This is a genomic window from Acetivibrio sp. (assembly GCF_035371925.1).
Classification (GTDB): domain Bacteria; phylum Bacillota; class Clostridia; order Acetivibrionales; family Acetivibrionaceae; genus Hungateiclostridium.
Genome location: NZ_DAORXT010000060.1, coordinates 1 through 17,064 on the forward strand (window position 1 = coordinate 1; position 17,064 = coordinate 17,064).

The window sequence follows — 17,064 nt, forward strand, 5'->3', positions numbered from 1 at the left end:
ATTTGAGTCACTTCTTTTTTATCATGTTTGGGCAATTAATTTTACAACTTACCGTCATACAATGAAATATGTAAGCAAAAAAGAGGGTGTATACATTAACGTTACCATAATATTGGTTCAGTAATAAACCTCCACCAGATACAAGCCTTCTGCAGGGGCCGTTCTTCCTGCGTTTTTTCTATTTTGACTTTCGATTATCTTGGGTATATCATCGGCATTTATCCTCCCCATACCCACATCCACTAAAGTTCCGACTATTATTCTCACCATATTGTACAGAAATCCGTTTCCGGATATCTCAAACTTTATTGATTTATCGTCCCTTTCCAAAGAGACATCCGTAATGGTTCTCACAGAAGTTTTTACACTGCTGCCGCTTGCCCGAAAGGAAGAGAAATCATGGGTGCCCAAAAAGTATGATGCCGCCTTTTTCATACTTTCAAAATCCAGTTTATATGACACATGAAATGCCCTGTTTCTTAGAAGAGCAGAGGGAAATTGGGAGTTGTAAATCAGATATCTGTACTTTTTCCCTTTTGACTTAAACCGGGCATGAAAGTCCAAGCTTACTTCTTGGGACTCTCTTATCACTATATCATCGGGAAGCATCCTGTTTAGGGCATAAGAAAATCTGTCGCCCGGTATATTAGAACCGGTCTTGAAATTTGCCACCTGCCCTAATGCGTGTACTCCGAAATCAGTCCTGCTTGCACCCGTAAGTTCAACCTTCTCTCCGGTAAGCCCTTTTATCGCTCTTTCAATTGTATCCTGCACAGTTTTGGCATTCTTCTGCTTTTGCCAGCCGTGATAGTTGGTACCGTCGTATTCAATTATCAGTTTTACATTCCTCATAGCATCTTCCTTACACTTTTTTCTTTTTTAAATAATTCAAGGGCAAAAGCCCCGTCGCCTTTGCCCCCTGTCAGTTTATTTATAATCAGCAGTCTTTTCCCAGCATTGCAGCACCGATTATTCCGGCGTCATTGCCCATTTGAGCCGTTTTAAGCTGCGTTTGAGGTATATCCTCTTTGCTGTAAACTCCCTGTTTTATAAGCTCTCTAAGAGGCTTTAAAAGGTATTCCCCTTCCTTGCATATTCCTCCGCCTATTACCAGTATCTCCGGCATAAATATGTTTATCATGTTGATAAGTCCCTCAGCAATATATCTTATATATTGCTGTACCACCATCTCACCTGTTTTGTCGCCCTGCTTTGCAGCATCGAAGGGAACTTTTGCATCGATTTTTGACAAATCTCCTCCTACAAGCTTGTTTATAAGGGAATCGGGATTTTCCTGAGCGGCCTTTCTGGCCTGTCTGATAAGCGCAGTTGCCGAAGCATATGCTTCCCAACAACCCTTTCTTCCACAGGAGCAAGGCTCTCCATCCACCATCAGAACTGTATGACCCAGTTCTCCTCCTGCATAGTTGAAACCGCTGTATATTTTGCCGTCTATTACTACTCCTCCGCCGATTCCCGTACCCAAAGTTATGGTTACGGAAGTTTTTGCTCCCTTTGCCGCACCTGCCACACTTTCGGCAAGAGCCGCACAGTTTGCGTCATTGTCGAGATATACGGGCAAATCAATATATTTTTGCATTTCAGACCTTATTGGGACATTTCTGAAATTTAAGTTGTTGTTGTAGACAAGAATTCCATCCTTGCAGTTTGGTGTACCGGGACTGCCAACCCCGATATTTTTAACCTGGTCAACGCTAAAACCCGCATCCTTTATTACCTTTTGGGTAAGCATTGCCATATCCTTGATTATCTCCTGATACGGTCTTTCCCTCAGTGTCGGGACACTGTCTTTGTGAAGTATTTTACCTTCTTCATTTACCAAGCCTACGGCGATATTCGTTCCGCCAAGATCAATTCCTATGTAGTACATTTTAATCCTCCTAGTACAATATAGTGTAAGCAAATAACAGCCCTTTACCCGCTGCAATTACCAGACTTCAATAGATTTGGCCAACTGCTTTGCCTTAACGTTCAATGTATATTATATACTAATTTTTTGCACTTGTAAAAGTACTTGTGTTCCTTAAAAATATAATATTAGTCAACATAGAATGTGGCATAAAACGCGCAAACGCCTTTATGAAATTCCATAAATCCATCTGAGCTTTTAAGATAGAATACTGCTAAAGCTATCCATTCTCCCGGATTTTATGTATAAGATGCATTATCAATTCATCATCAGGTTTTCAGGGTTGTAATAAACATAGGTATCGACTCATCTGCTGAACAAAAACCGCATCTTTTATAAAACTCCAGTGCTTTTGGATATGCTATTAAGACTTTTCTTAAGTAGTCCTTGTATTCATCCAGCATCAGTGACATAAGTTTCTTGCCGATTCCTTTGCATTGATAATCGGGACGTACCAACATAAAGTGTATATATGCTGTCATTATGCCGTCAGACAAGCAGTTTACCAATCCTACCAGCTTATCTCCATCCCAAGCAGAATATACTGAAGATGAATTTTTCATTGCAATTTTAAGCTTGTCAGGGTAGTTTCCCGAATCCCATTCTATCGATAAAAACAAATCTCTTAGTTGTTCTTCTTCAAAATCTTTTATGCTTTTATATTGAATATTCATAACCGCCTTGTACGATATAGTCAGTAACTAAACCATACTTCCCCCTTATTTTATTTTTTACCCTATCGGACAGTCTCTTTTTAGCCTTGAAACGATGTTTTTACATTATAAGCTCTTTTCTCATGTCCATACCCTTTCGGGATTTTTGTATCATTACTGCGATTTCTGCCAATAGCTTCTTCTCCAAGATATAAATCATACATACAGGTCAAAATATAGCCTGTTTTATACATGCAATCTGAAATATTGCACGTATATTAAAACAACTTCAAAAACCAAAAAGAATAATATAATTCTAAAATCAACCCCAGACAGCTTCATTCTCTTCATTCTTGTCCTTCCCTCTCCGCCTCTGTAGCAGCGTGCTTCCATTGCCAATGCAAGGTCATCGGCCCTTCTAAATGCGCTGACAAACAGCGGAATCAATACAGGAATGAAGCTCTTTGCCCTGTCAAAGATGTTTCCCGTCTCAAAATCTGCTCCCCTGGAAGCCTGGGCTTTCATTATTTTATCGGTTTCTTCAAGCAGTGTGGGTATAGATCTTAATGCAACGGTCATCATCATTGAGAATTCATGCACCGGTACTTTTAATCGTTTTAACGGGCCCAAAAGCCTCTCCAGCCCATCCGTAAGGGATATGGGTGTAGTTGTCAAGGTCATAATGGATGAGCTCATAATCAAAAGAATAAGCCTCACGCTCATTTTTACCGCAGTATCAATCCCTTCATAAGTGATTCGGATTGCTCCGTATCCCAAAAGTACCGTCCCCGGCGCGGTAAAAATATTGACCAAAGCTGTAAACACAATTATAGGCATTATTGGCTTTACGCCTTTTAGTGTGTATCCAAAAGGTATTCCGGCAATAAAAATTGTCATGACAATAAAACCTGAGAATACAGCAAAGGCAAGATATGAATCTATAAGAAATATATTTGTCATTATAACCAGCGTCAGTACAATTTTTACTCTGGGGTCAGCCCTGTGTATCAATGAGTCTCCGGGAAAATACTGCCCCAGTGTTATATCCTTCATCATATGCTCCATTACGCCTTTCTTATGTATTTTGTCAATTCCTCTTTTGCCTCAGTAACGGTCAGGACATTATCATTTATTTCAGGAATTTTCTCTTTTAATTTTTTCATTAAATAGGTAATCTGCGGAGCCGCAAGTCCTATTCTTTCCAAATCGTCTATATTGCTAAAAACATTCCGGACCGGACCGCACATTTCTATTCTGCCCCTGTTCATTACTATTACCCGCCCAACGTATTTTGCCACATCCTCCATGCTGTGGGATACCAGCACCACCGTCATTTTATTGTTTTTATGCAGGTTTGAAATCAATTCAAATATTTCATCCCGCCCTCGTGGGTCCAGGCCTGCGGCCGGCTCGTCCAAAATGAGTATTGAGGGCTCTAATACCAATATTCCTGCCATGGCCACCCGCCGTTTCTGTCCCCCCGACAATTCAAAGGGTGACTTGTCCAATATGTCTTCCGAAAGGCCCAACATACTGACTGTCTTTCTGATCTTTTTATCAATTTCCTCTTTATTTTCGCCCCGCTTTACAAGGCCAAAAGCTATATCCCGGTAAACGGTCTCCTCAAACAATTGGTGTTCGGGATATTGAAAAACGATTCCTACCTGTCTTTTCAGCTCTTTTGCCTTTTTGCCGGTCAATTCTTCGCCATTTATATACACACTTCCGGAGGTTGGTTTCAAAAGGCCGTTAAAATGCTGGACGAGCGTGGATTTGCCCGAGCCTGTGTGGCCAATAATACCGATAAATTCTCCTGTTTCTATGCTCAAATTTATATTATCCAGTGCTAATTTTTCAAACGGAGTACCCTTCATATAAACGTATGTCAGATTGCTTACTTTTATGGACATTTTTCCTCCTCAGTGTGTTTTAAAATATGCAGTTTAGCCACTTAAAGCATCAGTATTCTCCACTTATACGAGGTAGAATAAATCTATTGCCTCGTTATATTTATACACTTTTTTACTTCCAACTTCAAGTGGAGTTTTCCTTAAAATAAATCATATTAATGAATTGTCTTGGCCTGTTCTATGGTATAATTGTGACTGTGAAAACTAAAGATAAATATATATACATTTGAAAGGTGGCTTTATATGAATCATTATTACACTCAAAACCCTGATGCTCCCCATGATATAAGTACAATTATTTATACTGTGGAAGACTTGACTTTAAAGCTCAACACCGATTCCGGGGTTTTTTCAAAAAGAAGAGTTGATTTCGGCAGTGACCTTTTAATAAGGTCCATTCCGCCGGTTTCCGGCAACATTCTTGATATTGGATGCGGCTATGGTGTTATCGGTATCTCCCTTGCCCTTTTAAACCCTTCTTCGTCTGTTACCATGATTGACATTAATGAAAGGGCTGTTGATTTGGCTATGCAAAATATTCGTCTAAATGGTGTTAAAAATGCCAATGTTTTGGTTAGCGATGGCTTTTCCAATGTTTCAGGCAAATTTGATGCTATTGTAAGCAATCCCCCGATACGAACCGGAAAGAAAGTAATCTACCCGATATTTGAGAACAGCATAAACTTTTTAAATCCTGGAGGTTCAATTTATCTTGTAATACAAAAGAAGCAGGGAGCAAGCTCTGCAATTAATTTCCTTAATACAGTTTATGGAAATTGCGAGGTTATCAATAAGAAAGCAGGATATTGGATAATAAAGAGTACCAAAGAATAGAACTGATTTTCATGCTGAACTGTATGAGTCAAATATACCGGTTAGTATCCGGCTTTAGTAATCATGTCGACGAGACATTGAGCTGCCTCTTCGACACTTAGGACGTTGTCCGGCACATTATAGCCGTCTTTTTTTAGCTCATGAAACAATTCCGCAACTTGCGGCACATCAAGCCCTAAGGCTTTGATTTCTTCTACTTTTGAAAATATTTCATGGGGCTTTCCGTCCATTACGATTTCCCCTTCGTCAATTACCAGTACCCTTTTGGCGAGTACTGCCTCCTCCATGTGATGGGTAATGTGAATGATTGTTATGTTTTCCTTTTGATTTAAGTCTTGAAGGACTTTTAAAACTTCTTTTCTTCCAACAGGATCAAGCATGGATGTTGCTTCATCAAGAACAATGCATTTTGGCTTCATAGCTAAAATGCCCGCTATTGCCACCCTTTGCTTTTGACCTCCCGACAAATGGTGGGGAGATGCATTTCTTTGCTCCTCCATTCCCACACTTTTTAGAGCCTCAGTTACTCTATTTACAATCTCTTCCGAAGGTATTCCAAGGTTCTCCGGGCCAAACGCAACATCCTCCTCCACAGATGTTGCTATTATCTGATTATCCGGATTTTGAAATACCATGCCCACCGTTGTCCTTATTTCCCACAAGTTTGCTTCATCCGTGGTCTTTTTTCCGCCTATGTAGAGTACTCCTTGGGTGGGAACCAAAATAGCATTGAGAAGCCTTGCAAAAGTCGATTTTCCGGAGCCGTTCCGGCCAATAACAACTACGAATTCCCCTTCCTGTATTTTGGTGTTTACCTCTCTTAATACAGAAGCTTTAGGAGTATTGTCATTATTTTTTTTGTATGCAAACTCTACGTTACTGGCTTTTACTATTACATCCATCTTTTTTACTCCCCTAATAAAACAGGGATTAAGGTGAATTTCCGTAACACCCAATCCCCGTAAGTCATCCAGCTTCATTTAATACTAAACCAGTTGCAGAACTACCATCTCTGCAGCATCGCCTTTTCTTGGCCCAATTTTGTAGATTCTTGTGTATCCACCGTTTACGTCTTTATACTTGGGCGCAATCTCATCAAACAACTTGTTTGCAAGGTTGATTGTATTACCCTCACTGTCTTTGACTCTGTACAACCATGTCATAACTTTTCTTCTTGCATGGAGTCTTGAAGGGTTGTCAACTCTCTGCATGTCAGTCTTGACTTCTCTTTCTACAACCAGATACTCATTACCGTTTTTAGATTTCTTGGTATTGGTAATCTTGTTACCCTTCGAATCCACTTTTGCAGCACTTACTTTTACCTGCTTGGATGTGAAGTTGTCACATTCCTTTACAGCTATTGCAATAAGCTTTTCTGCTATATTTTTAACTTCCTTGGCTCTCGCTTCAGTCGTTTCTATTTTGCCATTTTGAAATAAAGCAGTAACAAGACTCTTTAAAACTGCTTTTCTCTGGTCAGTAGCACGTCCGAGTTTCCTTTGTGCCGGCATTCTTATACCTCCTTTGCTTAAGTCTGCTATGATTGGACATAAACTTAAAAATCATAGTCTTTTTTACTATTTAATCTTTTCACGGTTAGTCTTCACTTGGCGCCAAAGACAATCCCAAAGCTTTCAGCTTGTTTATGACCTCTTCAAGAGATTTTCTACCAAGATTTCTAACCTTCATCATATCTTCCTCGGTTCTGTTTGTAAGATCCTCAACAGTGTTTATACCTGCTCTCTTCAAGCAGTTGTAAGATCTTACGGAAAGGTCAAGTTCTTCAATAGTCATTTCAAGAACTTTTTCCTTCTTTGTTTCTTCTCTCTCGACCATTATCTCAGCATTCTTTGCATTATCGGACAGGTCGATAAATAAGTTGAGATGCTCGCTTAATATTTTTGCACCCAGACTGATTGCTTCATCCGGCTTGATACTTCCGTTTGTCCAAACTTCCAAAGTCAGCTTGTCATAGTCGGTAACCTGTCCTACACGTGTGTTTTCCACCGTATAGTTAACCTTGTTTACCGGTGTAAAAATTGAATCGATGGGTATAACACCTATCGGCTGACCGGGATGCTTATTCTTTTCGGCAGATACATATCCTCTGCCCTTGTCAATGGTCATCTCCATATAAAGCCTGTGCTCACCGCTCAAAGTCGCAATCTTGAGATCCGGGTTAAGAATTTCAACATCAGAATCCACTTTGATATCCGATGCCTTTACTTCTCCTTCTCCCTCAGCATCAATATATATAACCTTTGGACCGTCTCCGTGAAGATTTAACGATAGCTCTTTAATATTAAGGATTATTTCTGTTACGTCCTCAACTACGCCAGGTATTGTTGAAAACTCATGCAGTACGCCATCTATCTTGATTGAGGTTACAGCTACACCGGGCAAAGATGAAAGCAATATTCTTCTTAGTGAATTACCAAGAGTGATACCATATCCTCTTTCCAATGGTTCTACTACAAATTTCCCATATCTATTGTCTTCACTGGATATTACACATTCAATCTTCGGCTTTTCAATTTCTATCATCAAAAACCCTCCTTTGAACTATTATATTTTTTGAGGGCAACTGATTCAAAGTTCTTTATCTCTCAATTCAACTATGATTAAACCTTCATCTCTATTGTTATAATCCTCAGTTGCTGAACCGGAAATATACAAACATACATCTTATTACTTGGAGTACAACTCAACTATGAGGCTCTCTTTCAGTGGCAGATCAATATCTTCTCTTACAGGTAAAGCTACTACCTTTGCAGACATTTCTTCGGCATCATATTCCAACCACTGTGGCTTCGGTTTTCCAGCTGCATACTCTTTATTGTCCTTCATTTTTGCTGTGCTCTTGCTCTTTTCGGTTACTGCTATTACGTCTCCAAGCTTAACAAGATAAGATGGAATATTTACCCTTTTTCCGTTAACGGTAAAATGTCCGTGTCTTACCAACTGTCTGGCCTCAGGCCTTGAAAGCGCGAGACCCATTCTATAAACAACATTATCAAGTCTCAGCTCGAGAATTTGAAGAAGGTTTTCACCGGCGATACCCTTCTTTTTAACAGCCATATCAAAGTACTTTCTAAACTGACTTTCCAAAAGTCCGTAATATCTTTTAGCCTTCTGCTTTTCACGAAGCTGAAGTCCATATTCTGACAATTTCTTTTTGTTTTGGCCGTGCTGTCCGGGAGCATATCCTCTCCTGGCAACCGCACATTTATTTGTAGTGCATCTTTCACCCTTCAAGTAGAGCTTCTCACCCTCCCTGCGGCAGAGTCTGCAAGATGCGTCGGTATATCTTGCCATTTAATTTTACACCTCCAAGAAAAATATTAAAAGTTTATATTTAACCACGACTACTATACTCTTCTTCTCTTAGGTGGCCTACAGCCATTGTGAGGAATAGGAGTCACATCTTTAATAAGGCTTACTTCAAGTCCTGCAGCCTGCAACGCTCTTATTGCAGCTTCTCTTCCGGAACCGGGACCTTTAACATAAACCTCTACAGTTTTAAGTCCATGCTCCATTGCTGCTTTAGCTGCCGCTTCAGCTGCCATCTGAGCTGCAAAAGGTGTGCTCTTTCTTGAACCTCTGAAGCCTAAGCTTCCGGCACTTGACCAGGAAAGGGTATTTCCTGAAACGTCAGTAAGTGTAACTATTGTATTATTAAATGTTGAACGTATATGAGCCGCTCCACGTTCAATATTTTTACGCTCTCTTCTTTTTCTAGTAGTCCTTTTGGCACCACTTGCTTTGCTAGCCATTTAATCCCATACCTCCTTTTACTATTTCTTTCTCTGTGCTCCGACAGTTCTCTTTGGGCCTTTTCTTGTCCTTGCATTGGTTTTGGTCCTTTGACCGCGAACCGGAAGACCCATTCTATGTCTTCTTCCTCTGTAGCATCCGATTTCCATCAATCTCTTAATGTTGAGAGCGATTTCTCTTCTTAAATCTCCTTCAACCTTGTATTCTTTATCTATTATTTCCCTAAGTTTGCTAATTTCATTGTCTGTCAAATCTCTAACTCTTGTATCGGGGTTAATACCAGTTTTGCGCAAAATCTCATTTGACAAAGTTCTGCCAATTCCATAGATGTAGGTTAACCCGATTTCCACTCTTTTTTCTCTGGGCAAATCAACTCCGGCAATACGTGCCATCTTTTTTTTACACCTCCAACAAGTTACTCAAAATTAAATTCTTCGAATAATTTTTATATATAAAATAAACAATCCAGGTTATGATTACAGGCACACTTATTATACCTGCAACCATACAGCCGCACCTGTATGTTATTTTTGATTTAAAACTTCATCGGATGACAGTTGACAAAAGACAGCTGCCATAAAATTTATACTTTTAGAATTACATCTGACCATATATAAAGTCTTCCATGTAATCCAAACTTTCATTTTAAAAAATAACTGTAACTATTTAATAATAGGCAAACTACTGTCCATTGTCAACTGTCATCCCGAAAATTTTTATCCCTGTCTTTGTTTATGCTTAGGATTCTGGCAAATTACCATTACTCTTCCTTTTCTTCTGATTATTTTGCATTTTTCGCAAATAACCTTTACAGACGGTCTTACTTTCATTTCCTTTTCCCTCCTTAAATTACTTAGCCCTCCACGTTATCCTACCTCGGGTCAGATCATAAGGAGATAGCTCAACTGTAACCTTATCCCCTGGTAAAATCCTAATAAAATTCATCCTGAGTTTACCGGATATGTGGGCCAGTATTTTATGTCCGTTTTCCAATTCCACCTCAAACATTGCATTTGGCAATGCTTCAACAACCTTACCTTCTACTTCAATAACATCTTCCTTAGACAAGTCAACTCCTCCTTACTACTGATACCAAACCCTTTATTTCAATTAAACTCATCTTCTGCATCGCCAATTTCGGCCAATACTTTCCGAATTTCCGAATTCGAAACTTTAGTTCCGTTTTTCAATTTATCACTTAAAGGTAGTATAACTTTTTCGGTAATTCTAAGGTGCTTTATGTTCTTTGACTTTGGCTTTTCAACTCTTCTTAAGTCGCCATCTGCCACCAAAACACTTTTGTCATCTATTATGCCGATAACGACAAATTTACGTCCAAAGTCCCGTCCGGCTTTCGAGTAAACTACCTGCCCAACGTCAACTTTCATCAACTCACCTCTGTTCATTTTCACACCTTAACTCAGCACGGTCAAAATTAAAGGTTCGTTTTCTGTTATCGCTATTGTGTTCTCATAATGGGCTGAAAGCTTACCGTCTGCTGTTACGACTGTCCATCCGTTTTGGAGAATCTTAACCATATACGTTCCCTGGTTCACCATAGGTTCTACAGCCAACGTCATACCAACTTCCAGCCTGGTTCTTTGACCACTGCATCTATAGTTCGGTATCTGCGGCTCCTCATGCATTTTTTTCCCTATGCCGTGACCGACGAAATCACGAACAACAGAAAAACCGTTTTCAACCACATAATCTTCTATAGAACCGGAAATATCGATTATTCTGTTGCCTTTTACTGCTTTCTCCAATCCTTTAAAAAAGCTCTCTTTCGTAACATCAATCAGCCTTTGGGCTTCATCGGAAATCTTCCCAACCGCAAAAGTTCTGGCAGCATCTCCGTGAAAGCCGTTTATATAAGCACCAACATCGACACTAATAATATCGCCATCTTTAAGCACTCTTAAACCCGGTATTCCGTGAACCACTTCATCATTTACCGAAGCACATATACTTCCGGGAAAGTCAGGAACATTCTTAAAAGCCGCCTTATAGCCCTTAAAAGACGGTACCGCTCCACACTTTCTAATTGTTTCTTCAGCAATTCTGTCAAGTTCAATCGTTGAAACACCGGGCTTAATGGCTTCTTCTACGTTTTTTAGGGCTAATGCTACTACTTCTCCAGCTTTTTTCATTAATTCAATTTCTTTTTTTGTTTTAATCGATATCATAGTTTAGCTCCACTCAAAGCACTTAAAACCTCTCGTGTGGTGTCATCCACACCTTCTTGACCATGTACGGTCAGAAGTTTTTCCTTCTTTTCATAGTATTCAATTAGAGGTTCCGTCTGCTTGTGATATGTGCTTAATCTTTGGATGACTGTTTCCTCTTTGTCATCATCCCTCTGAATCAATTCACTGTTGCAACTGTCGCAAAGGCCATCCGCCTTTGGTTGGTTATATATTATATGATAGCTCATACCACATTTTGAACAGACCCTGCGTCCTGACATTCTTTTGATTATCTCATCATCAGGAACATATATGTTCAATGCATAGTCCAATTCAATAGCCAAGTCTTTCAACATTTCATCAAGCTTCTCAGCCTGATATATTGTTCTGGGGAAGCCGTCAAGGATAAAGCCATCTTTGCAGTCTGCTTGAGAGATTCTATCTTTAACGATGTCCACTGTCAATTCATCCGGCACAAGCAATCCTTTGTCCATATATTCCTTGGCTTTTTTACCAAGCTCTGTGCCGTTTTTAATATTTGAGCGGAACATGTCCCCAGTTGATATATGAGGTATATTATATTTTTGCGATATAACTACTGCCTGCGTTCCTTTTCCTGCGCCAGGCGCTCCAAGCAGAATAAGCCTCATAACTAATCCCCCTCACTAGATACCAAAATTATCAATTTACAAGTTAAGCACTTTTTAATTTGTCAGGCATTATTCCAAGAAGCCTTTGTAATGTCTCATAATCATTTGTGACTCAATCTGCTTAACTGTTTCGAGGGCAACACCGACAAGAATAAGTACGCTGGTTCCTGCAAACCATATTCCACTGATTCCTGTTATTGCCTGCAATACTGAAGGTAATATCTGAATCAAGGCAAGGAACAAGGCTGAAAACCAGGTTATTCTGCTTATTACCTTGTAAATGTAGTCGGATGTCGGTTTTCCCGGTCTTATTCCGGGAATGAATCCGCCGTTTTTCTTAAGGTTGTTTGCAAGTTCAACCGGGTTGAACTGTATAAATGTATAGAAAAACGTAAAGAACATAATTAGAAGACCTGACAAAATGGATATTTCAATCCTGCTTTGGAAAGTTCTAAAGTACTGAGCCACAGGATGAGTCGAGTTCGGGAAGAAAAATCCTACTATTGTCGCAGGCAATGCAACAAAAGATGTAGCAAAGATAATAGGCAAAACACCCGCCATATTTACCTTAATCGGAATATGAGTACTCTGCCCGCCATACATTTTTCTTCCTACAACACGCTTTGCATATTGCACGGGTATGCGCCTTTCAGCTTCTGTAACCCATACAACGGCAGCAATAATGGCTACAAATATAACTATTACACCTATTACTCCGAAGATTCCCAAAATACCTTTACCTAATCTTTCCAATTTATACTGATTGTACAGATAATAAATTCCCGAAGGTCCTCTTGATACAATACCTGCAAAGATTAGCAAAGATATTCCGTTTCCTATGCCATACTCTGTGATTTGCTCACCAAGCCACATGAGGAAGGCAGTACCTGCTGTAAATGAAAGTGTAATTGTGATAAATGACAATATGTTTCTTTCATTAACGGCCTGGTCTAGTCCAAAGTAAAAAGCTGATGCTTGGAGGAATCCGAGAATTACTGCTCCATACCTTGTATACTCAGCAATAATCTTTCTGCCCTCTTCTCCTTCTTTTGCAAGAGCTTCAAGTTTAGGGATTGCTACTGTTAAAAGCTGTATAATGATCGAAGCGTTAATATAAGGGGAAATACTCATAGCAAAGATCGTTGCTTTCTCAAACGCTCCACCTGACAATATATTAACGAATCCGAAGATTGTTCCTTCACCAACCATACTTTTTAACACATCAGGATTCAAGCCTGGAACCGGTATAAATGAACCTAACCTGAATATAAATATCATCAGCAATGTGAAAAACATCTTTTTTCTCAAGTCAGCTATCTTCCAGGCATTTCTCATAGTTGTAAACAACCCCATATTATATCACCTCGACCTTTCCTCCCGCAGCCTCAATTTTCTCTGAAGCCGTTTTTGTAAATCTTGCAGCCTTTACGGTAAGTTTTTTTGTCAGCTCGCCATTACCTAGGATTGCCACACCATCGTTAATCTTCTTGATAATGCCCTTTTCTTTCAAGAGCTCTTGCGTCACAACCGTTCCGTTATCAAACACGTTTAATGCAGACACATTAACTTCTGTGTATACCTTTGCAAATATATTGTTGAATCCTCTCTTTGGAATTCTTCTGTAGAGAGGCATCTGTCCACCTTCAAATCCCGGTCTTACACCGCCGCCGGCACGGGCATTTTGTCCTTTATGTCCTTTTCCCGCTGTCTTTCCGTTACCGGTTCCGTGTCCTCTACCTTTTCTTTTAGGCAGCTTCTTTGAGCCTGGAGCAGGTTGTAATTCAAACAACTTCATGGATTACACCTCCTTTATATTTCTTCTACTGATAAAACATGTTCAACTTTCTTAATCATACCTCTAATCTGAGGGTTATCCTGCTGTTCAACACAGGAGCCGATTTTTCTCAATCCCAAAGCCTTAACTGTTGCTGCCTGTGCTTCTTTTAATTTATTGGTACTCTTGACCAAAGTTATTTTTAGCTTTGCCACTAGAGTTCCCTCCTAACCTAATACTTCTTCCACAGTTTTATTGCGAAGCTTAGCCACTTCTTCTGCAGTTTTTAGCTGAGAGAGACCTTCTATAGTTGCATGAACCATATTTATAGGATTATTTGATCCTAAAGACTTTGTTCTGATGTCCTTTATGCCTGCCAACTCCAGAACCGCTCTAACCGGACCTCCAGCTATAACTCCTGTACCGGCTTTGGCCGGTTTAAGAAGTACCTTTCCTGCACCGAACTCCCCAATTACCTCATGAGGAATTGTTGTATCAACTAACGGAACTTTTATAAGATTCTTCTTGGCATCTTCAATACCTTTTCTTATTGCATCAGATATTTCTGCTGCCTTACCCATACCGGTGCCTACATGACCATTTTCGTCCCCTACAACAACAAGGGCACTAAAACGGAAGTTTCTACCGCCCTTAACAACCTTGGTTACACGACCAATATTAACAACTTTTTCTTTAAGATCTAATACACTGGCATCTATGCGTTGCAAATTTTTCTCCCTCCTTCTATTAGAACTCCAGTCCCGCTTCTCTTGCAGCTTCTGCAAGTTCCTTGACTCGACCGTGATATATATATCCGCCTCTGTCAAAAACGACACGCTTTATACCGCTGGCTAACGCCCTCTGTGCAACAAGCTTGCCGACTTCCTTGGCAGCTTCTTTGTTTCCACAATAGTCCAACTTGCTTTTTATGTCCTTGTCAAGCGACGAAGCAGAAACAAGAGTTCTACCAGCTGTATCATCAATCACCTGAGCATAGATATTTGTCAAACTTCTGTATACGTTGAGACGCGGACGTTCCGGTGTCCCAAAAACCTTTTTTCTAACTCTCGCATGCTTTCTTACTCTGGCAACATTTGATCCGGGTTTTTTTATCATTTATTTCACTCCCTCCTATTTCTTACCTTTGCCGCCTGTTTTACCTTCTTTGCGTCTGATTACTTCATCCTCATACTTGATTCCTTTTCCTTTGTAAACCTCAGGTTCTCTCTTGCTTCTGATCTTGGCAGCAAATTCACCAACAGCCTGTTTATCCATACCTTTTACAACTATTTTGTTTGGAGCAGGCACTTCAACGGTTATTCCCTGAGGCTCTTCCATCTCAACCGGATGAGAATATCCAAGAGTCAAAACAAGCTTTTTCCCTTGTTTTTGTGCTCTGTAACCAACACCGTTTATTTCCAAAGCCTTTTCATATCCTTGAGTAACACCTATAACCATGTTGTTTATAAGTGTTCTGGTAAGACCGTGTAAAGCTTTGTGTTTCTTTTCGTCAGAAGGCCTTTGAACAACAATTTTATCTCCTTCAACCTTAATGATCATTTCTTTGTGGAACTGTTTAGTCAAAGTTCCTTTTTGCCCTTTAACAGTCAGAGTATTGTTGTCGCCTAACTTCACATCAACACCCTTTGGAACTGCTATCGGTAATCTACCTATTCTTGACATTTCGGCACCTCCAGTTCTTAAGATTGCGAGTTTAGGCTATTTTCTCCCAAACCCTTTTCAGAAACTTTTTATATTACCATACAAACGCTAAAACCTCGCCGCCGACGCCCTCAGCTCTCGCTTTTTTGTCAGTCATAATTCCTTTTGACGTTGAAATTATAGCGATTCCAAGGCCTCCAAGTACTTTCGGTATTTCGCTTTTTCCGGCATATACACGAAGTCCAGGTTTACTGATTCTCTTTATTCCTGAAATAACATTTTGCTTGTTATTTGTGTATTTTAATTTTATTCTTATTACTCCCTGCTTACCGTCATTAATTTCTTCTATGCCTTTTATATAACCCTCTTCCAGCAAGATGTTTGCTATTGCTCTTTTAATGTTGGAAGCAGGTATATCAACCGTCTCATGTTTTGCAGAACTAGCATTTCTTATTCTGGTCAACATATCTGCGATTACGTCCGTTACCTGCATATGTTTAACCTCCTTTCACAAGATAACTACCAACTTGCTTTACGAACACCGGGGATCTGTCCTTTATAAGCCAATTCTCTGAAGCACAAACGACAAATTCCGAATTTTCTCATATAGGCATGTGGCCTTGCGCAAAGTTTGCATCTGTTGTATGCTCTTGTCTTATACTTTGGTGCTCTTTGTTGCTTTATAATCAAAGATTTTTTTGCCACGCAGAAATCCCTCCTTTAGCTTTGGCTAAACGGCATTCCCAATAATTTGAGGAGTTCTTTTGCCTCTTCATCGGTTTTTGCCGTTGTTACAAATGTTATATCCATTCCTCTTATCTTATCAATCTTGTCATAATCAATTTCAGGGAATATAAGCTGTTCTTTCACACCCATGGAATAATTTCCTCTTCCGTCAAAGGAGTTTACAGGTACGCCTCTAAAGTCCCTTACTCTTGGCAGGGAAACATTTATGAGTTTGTCAGCAAACTCATACATCTTATCCCCTCTTAATGTCACTTTACAACCGATATTCATTCCTTGTCTTATCTTAAATGCAGCAACTGATTTTTTTGCTTTGGTTACAACAGGCTTCTGACCGCTTATCAGTGCCATATCATTTACTGCCGAATCTATAGCTTTAGGATTATCCTTTACATCTCCAACACCCATGTTCAAAACTATCTTTTCAAGTTTTGGAACTTGCATCGGACTTTTATATTTAAACTTTGCCTGTAAAGCCGGAACAACTTCATTAACATATTTGTCTTTCAGTCTTGGCATCAACAATTACCTCCTTTCCTAAAGAACCTCAATTACTTTTTTGCTTCCCTTATTACATCTATTGTAGAATTGCATTTCTTGCACTCTCTATTTTTTTCGCCGTTTTCGAGAACACGTCTTCTAACCTTCGTTGGCTTTCCGCATTTGGGGCAAACCAGCATAACATTTGAAGCATGTATAGGCGCTTCCTTCTCGATTATACCGCCTTGTTGATATTGAGATCTCGGTTTTTGATGCTTCTTTACAATGTTCATTCCTTCAACAATAACTGTTCCGTCCTTGGCATTTACGTCTAAAACTTTACCCTTTTTTCCTTCCTTTTTTCCGGTTAGAAGTACAACCGTATCTCCTTTTTTTACATGAACCTTGTTACTCAACTTAAGCCGCCTCCTCCCTTATAGAACTTCTGGTGCGAGGGACAAAATTTT

27 protein-coding genes are annotated in these 17,064 nt (G+C 39.7%); 1 reads left to right on the forward strand and 26 read right to left on the reverse strand.

Annotation, left to right across the window (positions count from 1 at the left end; translation table 11 throughout):
- Positions 1–117: 117 nt before the first annotated feature.
- From truA to PLH43_RS09105, 5 genes are all read right to left on the reverse strand, one after another.
- Complete coding sequence (gene truA / locus PLH43_RS09085; protein WP_324362281.1) at positions 118–852, reverse strand: tRNA pseudouridine(38-40) synthase TruA; 735 nt, start codon at positions 850–852, stop codon at positions 118–120.
- A gap of 85 nt (positions 853–937) precedes the next feature.
- Positions 938–1,891 carry an ROK family glucokinase gene (locus PLH43_RS09090; protein ID WP_324362283.1) on the reverse strand — a complete coding sequence of 318 codons (954 nt, stop codon included), beginning with the start codon at positions 1,889–1,891 and terminating at the stop codon, positions 938–940.
- A gap of 308 nt (positions 1,892–2,199) precedes the next feature.
- Positions 2,200–2,604, reverse strand: a complete 405-nt coding sequence (locus PLH43_RS09095; protein ID WP_324362285.1) for a GNAT family N-acetyltransferase — start codon at positions 2,602–2,604, stop codon at positions 2,200–2,202.
- Positions 2,605–2,829: 225 nt separating this feature from the next.
- The gene (locus PLH43_RS09100) at positions 2,830–3,639 is read right to left on the reverse strand and encodes an energy-coupling factor transporter transmembrane component T (protein WP_324362287.1); all 810 of its coding nucleotides are present in this window, start codon (positions 3,637–3,639) and stop codon (positions 2,830–2,832) included.
- 8 nt (positions 3,640–3,647) lie between these two features.
- Entirely contained in the window at positions 3,648–4,493 is an 846-nt protein-coding gene (locus PLH43_RS09105) for an energy-coupling factor transporter ATPase (protein ID WP_324362289.1), read from the reverse strand.
- 243 nt (positions 4,494–4,736) lie between these two features.
- Between PLH43_RS09105 and PLH43_RS09110 the strand changes: the two genes are divergently transcribed.
- Positions 4,737–5,327, forward strand: coding sequence for a class I SAM-dependent methyltransferase (locus PLH43_RS09110; RefSeq protein ID WP_324362291.1), 591 nt, complete (start codon positions 4,737–4,739; stop codon positions 5,325–5,327).
- Positions 5,328–5,368: 41 nt separating this feature from the next.
- Here PLH43_RS09110 and PLH43_RS09115 read toward each other — a convergent pair whose 3' ends face one another.
- From PLH43_RS09115 to rplX, 21 genes are all read right to left on the reverse strand, one after another.
- The gene (locus tag PLH43_RS09115) at positions 5,369–6,229 is read right to left on the reverse strand and encodes an energy-coupling factor transporter ATPase (protein WP_324362293.1); all 861 of its coding nucleotides are present in this window, start codon (positions 6,227–6,229) and stop codon (positions 5,369–5,371) included.
- An 84-nt stretch (positions 6,230–6,313) separates the two neighbouring features.
- Entirely contained in the window at positions 6,314–6,838 is a 525-nt protein-coding gene (locus PLH43_RS09120) for a L17 family ribosomal protein (protein WP_324362295.1), read from the reverse strand.
- Between the two features lie 85 nt (positions 6,839–6,923).
- Complete coding sequence (locus PLH43_RS09125) at positions 6,924–7,871, reverse strand: DNA-directed RNA polymerase subunit alpha (RefSeq protein WP_324362297.1); 948 nt, start codon at positions 7,869–7,871, stop codon at positions 6,924–6,926.
- Positions 7,872–8,015: 144 nt separating this feature from the next.
- Entirely contained in the window at positions 8,016–8,642 is a 627-nt protein-coding gene (rpsD, locus tag PLH43_RS09130; RefSeq protein ID WP_324362299.1) for a 30S ribosomal protein S4, read from the reverse strand.
- Positions 8,643–8,695: 53 nt separating this feature from the next.
- Complete coding sequence (gene rpsK / locus PLH43_RS09135) at positions 8,696–9,100, reverse strand: 30S ribosomal protein S11 (protein WP_324362301.1); 405 nt, start codon at positions 9,098–9,100, stop codon at positions 8,696–8,698.
- Positions 9,101–9,121: 21 nt separating this feature from the next.
- Positions 9,122–9,493 carry a 30S ribosomal protein S13 gene (gene rpsM / locus PLH43_RS09140; RefSeq protein ID WP_324362303.1) on the reverse strand — a complete coding sequence of 124 codons (372 nt, stop codon included), beginning with the start codon at positions 9,491–9,493 and terminating at the stop codon, positions 9,122–9,124.
- Positions 9,494–9,817: 324 nt separating this feature from the next.
- A complete protein-coding gene (rpmJ, locus tag PLH43_RS09145; protein WP_003514672.1) occupies positions 9,818–9,931 on the reverse strand; it encodes a 50S ribosomal protein L36 in 114 nt (37 codons plus the stop codon).
- A 19-nt stretch (positions 9,932–9,950) separates the two neighbouring features.
- Positions 9,951–10,169: a translation initiation factor IF-1 gene (gene infA / locus PLH43_RS09150; RefSeq protein ID WP_324362316.1), complete on the reverse strand. Its 219-nt coding sequence runs from the start codon at positions 10,167–10,169 to the stop codon at positions 9,951–9,953.
- Between the two features lie 38 nt (positions 10,170–10,207).
- Entirely contained in the window at positions 10,208–10,489 is a 282-nt protein-coding gene (locus tag PLH43_RS09155; protein WP_324362319.1) for a KOW domain-containing RNA-binding protein, read from the reverse strand.
- Between the two features lie 27 nt (positions 10,490–10,516).
- Positions 10,517–11,287, reverse strand: coding sequence for a type I methionyl aminopeptidase (map, locus tag PLH43_RS09160; protein WP_324362321.1), 771 nt, complete (start codon positions 11,285–11,287; stop codon positions 10,517–10,519).
- Entirely contained in the window at positions 11,284–11,937 is a 654-nt protein-coding gene (locus tag PLH43_RS09165; protein WP_324362323.1) for an adenylate kinase, read from the reverse strand. Before PLH43_RS09165 ends, map begins: the two co-directional genes overlap by 4 nt.
- A gap of 69 nt (positions 11,938–12,006) precedes the next feature.
- Positions 12,007–13,290: a preprotein translocase subunit SecY gene (gene secY / locus PLH43_RS09170; protein WP_324362325.1), complete on the reverse strand. Its 1,284-nt coding sequence runs from the start codon at positions 13,288–13,290 to the stop codon at positions 12,007–12,009.
- Between the two features lies 1 nt (position 13,291).
- Positions 13,292–13,732: a 50S ribosomal protein L15 gene (gene rplO / locus PLH43_RS09175; protein WP_324362327.1), complete on the reverse strand. Its 441-nt coding sequence runs from the start codon at positions 13,730–13,732 to the stop codon at positions 13,292–13,294.
- Positions 13,733–13,746: 14 nt separating this feature from the next.
- Positions 13,747–13,926 (reverse strand): 50S ribosomal protein L30, encoded by a 180-nt coding sequence (gene rpmD / locus PLH43_RS09180; protein WP_324362329.1) that lies wholly within the window; start codon positions 13,924–13,926, stop codon positions 13,747–13,749.
- 12 nt (positions 13,927–13,938) lie between these two features.
- Positions 13,939–14,439: a 30S ribosomal protein S5 gene (gene rpsE, locus PLH43_RS09185; RefSeq protein ID WP_324362331.1), complete on the reverse strand. Its 501-nt coding sequence runs from the start codon at positions 14,437–14,439 to the stop codon at positions 13,939–13,941.
- Positions 14,440–14,458: 19 nt separating this feature from the next.
- Positions 14,459–14,827, reverse strand: coding sequence for a 50S ribosomal protein L18 (rplR, locus tag PLH43_RS09190; protein WP_324362333.1), 369 nt, complete (start codon positions 14,825–14,827; stop codon positions 14,459–14,461).
- A gap of 15 nt (positions 14,828–14,842) precedes the next feature.
- Positions 14,843–15,394, reverse strand: coding sequence for a 50S ribosomal protein L6 (gene rplF, locus PLH43_RS09195; RefSeq protein WP_324362335.1), 552 nt, complete (start codon positions 15,392–15,394; stop codon positions 14,843–14,845).
- Positions 15,395–15,467: 73 nt separating this feature from the next.
- Entirely contained in the window at positions 15,468–15,866 is a 399-nt protein-coding gene (gene rpsH / locus PLH43_RS09200; RefSeq protein ID WP_324362337.1) for a 30S ribosomal protein S8, read from the reverse strand.
- Between the two features lie 26 nt (positions 15,867–15,892).
- Positions 15,893–16,078 (reverse strand): type Z 30S ribosomal protein S14, encoded by a 186-nt coding sequence (locus PLH43_RS09205; RefSeq protein WP_324362339.1) that lies wholly within the window; start codon positions 16,076–16,078, stop codon positions 15,893–15,895.
- 15 nt (positions 16,079–16,093) lie between these two features.
- Positions 16,094–16,636, reverse strand: coding sequence for a 50S ribosomal protein L5 (gene rplE, locus PLH43_RS09210; RefSeq protein WP_324362341.1), 543 nt, complete (start codon positions 16,634–16,636; stop codon positions 16,094–16,096).
- Positions 16,637–16,668: 32 nt separating this feature from the next.
- Positions 16,669–17,013: a 50S ribosomal protein L24 gene (gene rplX, locus PLH43_RS09215; protein WP_324362343.1), complete on the reverse strand. Its 345-nt coding sequence runs from the start codon at positions 17,011–17,013 to the stop codon at positions 16,669–16,671.
- Between the last annotated feature and the right edge of the window lie 51 nt (positions 17,014–17,064).